Source organism: Sphingomonas sp. (assembly GCF_031380695.1).
Classification (GTDB): Bacteria; Pseudomonadota; Alphaproteobacteria; order Sphingomonadales; family Sphingomonadaceae; genus Sphingomicrobium.
In genome coordinates this window covers 1-1,561 of sequence record NZ_JANMWY010000212.1, presented here as the reverse complement: position 1 = coordinate 1,561, position 1,561 = coordinate 1, and the positions used below count along the sequence as shown (strand labels likewise).

At 68.2% G+C, this 1,561-nt stretch carries 2 protein-coding genes; both read left to right on the top strand.

Going from position 1 to position 1,561, the window contains the following annotated elements; genetic code table 11:
• Positions 1–1,004 (top strand): pyruvate dehydrogenase complex E1 component subunit beta (locus RMN84_RS07770; protein ID WP_309611605.1); only part of this gene is annotated, 1,004 nt, incomplete at its 5' end.
• 4 nt (positions 1,005–1,008) lie between these two features.
• Positions 1,009–1,515 (top strand): hypothetical protein, encoded by a 507-nt coding sequence (locus RMN84_RS07765; RefSeq protein WP_309611604.1) that lies wholly within the window; start codon positions 1,009–1,011, stop codon positions 1,513–1,515.
• Positions 1,516–1,561: the final 46 nt, after the last annotated feature.

The window sequence follows — 1,561 nt, the reverse complement described above, 5'->3', positions numbered from 1 at the left end:
CTCCCTCACCCGCGAGGGGAGAGGGGCAATCCATGACCCTCCGCGAAGCGCTGCGCGATGCGATGGCGGAGGAGATGCGGCGCGACGACCGGGTGTTCGTGATGGGCGAGGAAGTCGCGCAATATCAGGGCGCCTACAAGGTCACCCAAGGGCTGCTCGAGGAATTCGGGCCCAGGCGCGTGGTCGATACGCCGATCACCGAATATGGCTTTGCCGGGCTCGGTACCGGCGCGGCGATGGGCGGCTTGCGCCCGGTGATCGAGTTCATGACCTTCAACTTTGCGATGCAGGCGATCGACCATATCGTCAATTCGGCGGCCAAGACCAATTACATGTCGGGCGGGCAGATGCGCTGCCCGATCGTGTTCCGCGGGCCCAATGGCGCGGCCGCGCGGGTCGGCGCGCAGCACAGCCAGAATTATGCGCCGTGGTACGCCAGCGTTCCCGGCCTGATCGTCATCGCGCCCTACAGTGCGGCCGACGCCAAGGGCCTGCTTAAGGCGGCAATCCGGACCGACGACCCGGTCGTGTTCCTCGAGAATGAGCTGCTCTACGGCCAGCATTTCGACGTGCCGGTGATGGACGATTATGTCCTGCCGATCGGCAAGGCGCGGATCGTGCGGCCGGGCAAGGATGTGACGCTGGTCAGCTACACGATCGGCGTTGGCGTGGCGCTCGACGCGGCCAATACGCTGGCGCAGGAGGGGATCGAGGCCGAGGTAATCGACCTGCGCACGCTCCGCCCGCTCGACACGGCGACGGTCCTCGCCAGCCTGAAGAGGACCAATCGCCTGGTGGTGGTCGAGGAAGGATGGCCGACCTGCTCGATCGCCTCCGAGATTATCGCCGTATGCATGGAGCACGGCTTCGACGACCTCGACGCGCCGGTCACCCGCGTGACGAATGTCGATGTGCCAATGCCTTACGCGGCGAACCTCGAGAAACTGGCGATGCTCAAGGCAGCCGATGTCGTCGCCGCAGCGAAGAGCGTGTGCTATCGGTGAGGTGATGCGCGACCGCGACCTCGTCCGGCTCTACTGGCCGGTCGCATTGCGGCCCGCATTCGACGCCCTGTTCGGGATCGACGAGGCGATGGCCGAGGTCGTCGCGGGCGCGAGCCAGCCCGCGCTGGGGGCGATCAAGCTGACTTGGTGGCGGGAAGTGCTGGTGCGGCTCGACCATGCGCCGCCGCCCGCCGAACCAAGATTGCAGGCGGTGGCGGCCGAACTGCGGCCGCGCGGGATTTCGGGTGCGGAACTGGCCGGGACCGAGGACGGCTGGGCGGCGCTGCTCGACGAGGAGATCGACTGGGAGCGGGTGGCGACGCGAGGAGAACGGCTGTTCGCGCTGGCGGGTCGGTTGCTGGGGGCCGACGATGCCGGGCTGGCCGACGCGGGCAGGGCATTTGCGCTCGGCGATGCGGCGCGGCGCGGCAAGCGGTGCCGACGGACGCCATGGCGGTGGCGAGGGAGCGGTTACCTTCGGTTCGCTTCCCCCGAAAACTGCGCCCGCTGACCGCCTTGACCCGCCTCGCGCTGCGCGATCCGCGCGCGCCGGAAGC

Excerpts from the sequence above, each read along its gene's own strand:
- RMN84_RS07765 (WP_309611604.1), top strand. The coding sequence starts at position 1,009 with ATGCGCGACCGCGACCTCGTCCGGCTCTACTGGCCGGTCGCATTGCGG.